Origin of the sequence: Alistipes sp. CAG:29 (genome assembly GCF_000435435.1) — a bacterium.
In the GTDB taxonomy this organism is placed as follows: Bacteria; Bacteroidota; Bacteroidia; order Bacteroidales; family Rikenellaceae; genus Alistipes; species Alistipes onderdonkii.
Genome location: NZ_FR893442.1, coordinates 1 through 4,646, shown reverse-complemented (window position 1 = coordinate 4,646; position 4,646 = coordinate 1). Strand labels below are relative to the sequence as shown.

General features: G+C 53.4%; 5 protein-coding genes. 3 read left to right on the top strand and 2 right to left on the bottom strand.

The window, feature by feature from the left end:
- A partial coding sequence (locus QVP03_RS04520) for an ATP-binding domain-containing protein (protein ID WP_178845734.1) occupies positions 1 to 210 on the top strand: 210 nt, incomplete at its 5' end.
- 107 nt (positions 211 to 317) lie between these two features.
- Here the strand turns inward: QVP03_RS04520 and QVP03_RS04515 are convergent.
- Positions 318 to 494 carry a histone H1 gene (locus QVP03_RS04515; RefSeq protein WP_009597166.1) on the bottom strand — a complete coding sequence of 59 codons (177 nt, stop codon included), beginning with the start codon at positions 492 to 494 and terminating at the stop codon, positions 318 to 320.
- A 191-nt stretch (positions 495 to 685) separates the two neighbouring features.
- Positions 686 to 1,027 carry a hypothetical protein gene (locus tag QVP03_RS04510; protein WP_015545962.1) on the bottom strand — a complete coding sequence of 114 codons (342 nt, stop codon included), beginning with the start codon at positions 1,025 to 1,027 and terminating at the stop codon, positions 686 to 688.
- 1,064 nt (positions 1,028 to 2,091) lie between these two features.
- Here QVP03_RS04510 and QVP03_RS04505 point away from each other — a divergent pair.
- Together QVP03_RS04505 and QVP03_RS04500 are read left to right on the top strand one after the other, a co-directional pair.
- Positions 2,092 to 2,436 carry a hypothetical protein gene (locus tag QVP03_RS04505; protein ID WP_288210641.1) on the top strand — a complete coding sequence of 115 codons (345 nt, stop codon included), beginning with the start codon at positions 2,092 to 2,094 and terminating at the stop codon, positions 2,434 to 2,436.
- A gap of 98 nt (positions 2,437 to 2,534) precedes the next feature.
- Entirely contained in the window at positions 2,535 to 4,607 is a 2,073-nt protein-coding gene (locus QVP03_RS04500; protein ID WP_022332385.1) for a ParB/RepB/Spo0J family partition protein, read from the top strand.
- Positions 4,608 to 4,646 lie beyond the last annotated feature (39 nt).

Genomic DNA, 4,646 nt, shown 5'->3' with positions numbered 1-4,646 from the left:
GTCATGCCGGTGCTGATGACCCACTTCGTGATGCTCCAGCGCAACCTGATCTATACGGGTATCACGCGCGCCAAAAAGATCTGCGTGCTGATCGGTGCGACGAAAGCCTTGGCCTATGCCGTCCACAATATGTCCGTGCTGAAACGCAATACGAGCCTTCGGGAGCGGTTGAATCCCTCCCTGACGACCGACGGGAAACTCCGGGGCTGAATCTTCGACAGGGCTGCCGTCATTTCCTCCGCCGGTAAGGCCGAAACCGCCGGGACAAAAAAGGGTGTCCTTCGAAAGAACACCCTGCGTCATGCGATGAAAACGAGCTATTTGGCAGCTGCCGCAAGCGACGTTTTCCGGAATTCCTTGAGTTTCTTCTCAAGCTCCAGCGACACCTTACGGGCGCGCAGTCCCGCAGCTTTGTTGTTTTTTCCCGCCTGAAGCTCTGCGTCGGTCTTGAATGCCGCATACAGCTCGTCGATAGTCTTTACCAGTTCATTCATGGTCGTATGGAATTTAGTAGTTTAACACGACCCAAAAATAGATATTTTTTCACAAAAACAGCTTTGTGATGCTATTTTTTTCGGCCGGTTCCCTCGGTGCACGGCATTCCATTCCCGAAAGAATTTTTCTGCGAGGCTCCTTCGGGTTCTGCATGCCGGGTTCATATGCGGTATATGTCCGTGCTGCCGGCTTACAACTCCAGATTCCACTGCCGTCTGTGCTCCAAGAACGCTTCCCGGGTTCTGTCGTCGAATTCCGAGAGATCCTTCTCCGTAAGGATTCCGTTATAGAAAAGGCTGAATACCGTCAAAGCATAGCGGGAGCCGTTCAGACCGTCATACTGACGACTTATATCTTTGTCGAATGTCTGTATGCTCTTATATATTTCCAAATATTTCTCATGGCAGGACTGCGCTTTTTCATCCTGCAGGAGTCGTTTGAGTTTCGCCAGAAAGGTACAGCATTCACGCTCCAAGGCCCGGCTTATGAGTGTTCGGGCAATTTTCTTTTGGCTTTTATCCAATTCTACCATACAGCTTACGGAGATTATGTTTTTCAGGACTCCAAAATAATTATTTTCGGTCTATTAAAATATACAAACCGAATATCGGCCCGCGGGAAAAATTGCTAAAACGGGCGGCGATATAAGAAACGCAAATTCTCGAGGATGAACCGCCGGAAGCTGAAAAACCGGGGCACGGCTTGCTGCTTTCGAAAAGAATCCGTATTTTTATCCTGTGCAAAATACCGCAAGCACAATTTTGTCAGCTCCGGATACTGTTGGGAAACGGTGTCCGGAGTGTTTATACCGTCATATGGGAATACCGAAAACTCCCTCCAAAGACACTTTTCATCTACCCGTACAGGCCGTTGTGTGAGATCACGACAGCTCTCTTCAAAACATAAAAAATTCCGTCGTGAACAACGGAACGCGTCAGCATATCGGTACATCGTAAATCTCCATCTTTAGGATTCTCCGAAAGAACAGAGCCGTCCGGAGCGATATTTATCGTATATGCATCGGGGCGACACGTATAAAAAACGAATTTCGAGCGTGAGACAGCCGGGCATTTTATTCCCCCGAAAACAGGACATACAACTTTCCCGTTTTCCGGACATTCCATGTTTTTACCCGGCCTTTGCGAGTCTTCTTGCCATATGGCTAAATAATGAGCCGGTGCAGGCGATAGACGTAATAGTCTACGGCATGTAGGCCGGCCACGAAACCTTTTCCGTGTACCCTTGCTGCGAGTCCTGCGACGCCCGAAATCCCGTATGTGACGCAACACATTGATAAAACCGTGGCACGCAAGCGCCTATGGGCTCCGTGCCGGAACATGGATACGGTCGAGCGTGTCTTTTTGGCCTCCGGCAAGACACTGGTGAAACTTAAATCGGAATAGATATATTCACATTGCCTGGCAAGTAAATTCTCCTCCCCACGGTTTAGGAATGTTTCATCCATGAATTTCCGAGAGGTGCCCGGCATATTCTCCGACTCCTTGCAGAGCAGGCAGGCCGTGAAAACCGTTAGCAGTATGAATACCGATTTACGCATTCCGATAAACTGAATCTATTACAAAATTAACTGTTCGTATGGAACCGGCAAATTTTCCGGAGATATATACCGGAAACGGAGATGAATCCGACCGAATGCAGGATATTGCCGGATGCTTCGATCCGATTATACCCAGAAATGACGGGTTTCAATATGACATCGAAGCTGCTGCTTCCGATGTTTGTCACGGCAAAGATAAATGGAAATTACCTATCCTGCCGGTTGCCCCGGGAAAGATAATCCCGGGCCGGTCGGCCAGGCCTCCCTCTCCGGCTCCGGGACGGAAAAATCATCCTCGCCGGGGCTGCGGTATTTTTCCGCCCCTGCACCTGCGCCGCGGGCTTATGAATCTTCCCGAGGCAACCGATCCGTTCGGGATATAAAGCCTCATAACATATTATTCATTGCTTGCGCGATAAAAACAATAAAATTCGTGCGAGCAGAAAACACGTGAGACACACGGTAAAAACTGTTACATGTTATGCAGACTGCGAAAGCAAATTCGAAATCGAAGCAGAGCGGTAAGACCGCAGTTCGGACGCCGGCCGTTTCCGAGGCCGTTGCGGCGCAAGCGCAAGACCCGGTTGCAGCCGGGAGTCCCGACATGAAACCCGCCGAACCGCAGGCAACGGATATCGGAGCTGTGAATCCTGTCGCAGAAACCAGTCCTGCCGAACAACCGGCAGCCCATCCCGAGACGGATGTCCGGCTGCTGGATCTGAACAAGATCGTCAATTCGACCTACAATCCCCGCAAAAACTTCCGCGAAGATACGCTGCTGGAACTTGCCGAGAGCATCAAACAGTCGGGCGTACTGCAGCCTATCTGCGTGCGTCCGAAGGACGAGGGCTTCGAGATCGTCTACGGCGAGCGCCGCTACTGGGCCGCGGCCATGGCGAATCTGAAATTCATCCCGGCCTTGGTACGGGATTTGTCGGACGCCGAGGCCGAGGATGCCGCCATCACGGAGAACCTGCAGCGCGAGGACGTGCGGCCGCGCGAGGAGGCCGCCGCCTACAAGCGGGCCCTGCAGTCGGGACGGCATACGATCGAGAGCCTCGTGGGCAAGTTCGGCAAGTCGGAAGCCTACATCCGCTCGCGACTGAAACTCTGCGAACTGATCGACGCTTTGGCCGGGATGCTCGACCGGGAGGATATCTCGGTGGGTGTCGCCACGGAGATCGCCAAATATCCGGCCGACATCCAGCAGGAGGTCTACGACGATCATTTCGCCGAGGGGTGCTACAACTCGTGGAAGACGGCGCGGATCAAGGAGATCGCCCGGCGTCTCTACGAGCGTTACATGACCAAGCTGGAAAGCTATAACTTCGATAAGACGGAGTGCCTTTCCTGCCAGCACAACACGGCCAATCAGGTGTTGTTTAAGGACGAATGTACGGGCGGTTGCGCGGGCTGTCAAAACCGCGAGTGCATGATCCGCAAGAACAACGAGTTTTTGGTACAGAAAGCCGTGAAACTCCTGAAGGACGACCCGCGTACGACGCTGGCTACGGACGGCGAAACGCCTGCCGCAGTACTCGAAGCTCTTGAGAAAGAGGGCTATCACGTCGAAGAGCTGGAATACAGCGTTTATCACTACGATAAAGGCCCTCAGATGCCCGACGCTCCACAAGCCGAGGAGTTCGAGTCAGAAGAGGATTTTACTGAGGCTAAGGAGGAGTACGAGGCCGAAATGGCGGCGTTTGCCGAAGAAACTCAGCGGTTGGAGTTCGACATCTCGGAAGGACGGGTGCGCAAGTATGCCGTCATCGGCAACCTCGATATCGAGCTCCGCTACGAAGAGATCGAGGACGAAGAGCGGGAAGTGACGGTAAACGAGGGGCAGGACGATGAGCATAAGGTCTTCGTCACCGTCGTTCCGCCTTCGCCGCTGGAGGGGCTGTTGCAACAGGAGCGTCGTTACCGGGAAATCTGCTACGAGCATATCACGACCGATATGAAGCAGGTCTTTCTCGATGTGAAGGTTGCGAACAAGCCCTTGCAGAAAGAGGAGCAGCAGATGTTCTACTATGCCGTGATGCAGCGCGTAATGAGCGACTCGAAACTCCGCCAGTGCGGTTTCCGGCCCAAGGAGGGCTCTTACCTGACCGACCGGGAACAATTCGCCGCTGCGGGACGCATTACGGCCAAGCAGCAGGCGGCGCTGGTCCGCGCTTATCTGGTGGACTATTTCCGCTCGGCGGCTCCGGAGTACGGATGTACGGATGAAACGCTTCTGACGGGAATGATGTGCCGCTTCGCGGATATGAACTTCTCGGAGCAGAGCCAGAAGGTGCAGCAGGAGTATCTGAAAGTCTACGAGCGTCGCAAAGCCCGTCTTCAGGAACAGATCGACGCCTTGCAGGCAAAAGCCGAGGCCGAGGAGATGGCGGTTTCGATGCAGGAGGCACCGGATGCCGAACCGGAGATGCCCGAGCTGCTGCCGGACGAGACGCCCGCTATAGAACCCACCCTGGAGCCGCTGATTATTCCTATGAACCCGGATATCGAACCCGATATCCGGATGCCTGAGGAGATGAAAACGGCGGCATAGTAACAACATGAACTAAATGTCCAAACCGACGGAGCAGGT

Bases quoted from the DNA above. Each gene is read 5' to 3' on its own strand.
- QVP03_RS04515 (WP_009597166.1), bottom strand. From the start codon at position 494: ATGAATGAACTGGTAAAGACTATCGACGAGCTGTATGCGGCATTCAAG.
- QVP03_RS04510 (WP_015545962.1), bottom strand. From the start codon at position 1,027: ATGGTAGAATTGGATAAAAGCCAAAAGAAAATTGCCCGAACACTCATA.
- QVP03_RS04505 (WP_288210641.1), top strand. From the start codon at position 2,092: ATGGAACCGGCAAATTTTCCGGAGATATATACCGGAAACGGAGATGAA.
- QVP03_RS04500 (WP_022332385.1), top strand. From the start codon at position 2,535: ATGCAGACTGCGAAAGCAAATTCGAAATCGAAGCAGAGCGGTAAGACC.